Here is a 464-nt window from a genome sequence, read left to right as displayed (position 1 = left end):
GTCCGCGCTATGCCTTCGCTGTTCTCAACCTCCTGGCAGAGCAGGCAGGCACCGGCTCGAAGGTGGGGCCTTTCATCGAGGACGAGACCGAGGTGCTGCCGCTGCGTGCCTGGGTGGGCAAGCGGCTCTCCAGGCTTTCCGGTCGTAGCCAGCGCCGCAAGAAGATCGAGCAGCGCCTGCGCGAGGAGCTGGCCGACAGGCTGCCTGACGACCTGTTTGAAGCGCAAAGGATCATCGATGCCGCGGTCGAAGAACATGTGCGTGCGACCGGCGCCGACAACTTCAGCCGCGTGGTCACCGAACTCGAGCGGGCAGGGTACGTGGCGCGCTATTACGAAGGGTACCGGACCAATCACGCCAATCGCGGTGGCTCGCGCAATCTCGTATGCGTTCTCGATGCCGATGTGTCGGCCGCGCTGCGCCGGCGAGACATGCTGGTTTGATGTGGGATCGGCAGGGCAGGG

1 protein-coding gene is annotated in these 464 nt (G+C 65.1%); it reads left to right on the top strand.

Annotation, left to right across the window (positions count from 1 at the left end; translation table 11 throughout):
* On the top strand, nt 1-443 hold a 443-nt coding region (locus tag SPHV1_RS25310), incomplete at its 5' end, for a hypothetical protein (RefSeq protein ID WP_054944340.1).
* Between the last annotated feature and the right edge of the window lie 21 nt (nt 444-464).

Origin of the sequence: Novosphingobium sp. KN65.2 (genome assembly GCF_001368935.1) — a bacterium.
In the GTDB taxonomy this organism is placed as follows: Bacteria; Pseudomonadota; Alphaproteobacteria; order Sphingomonadales; family Sphingomonadaceae; genus Novosphingobium; species Novosphingobium mathurense.
Note: the sequence above shows the minus strand (reverse complement) of the source record. Positions and strands in the feature narration are given on the sequence as shown.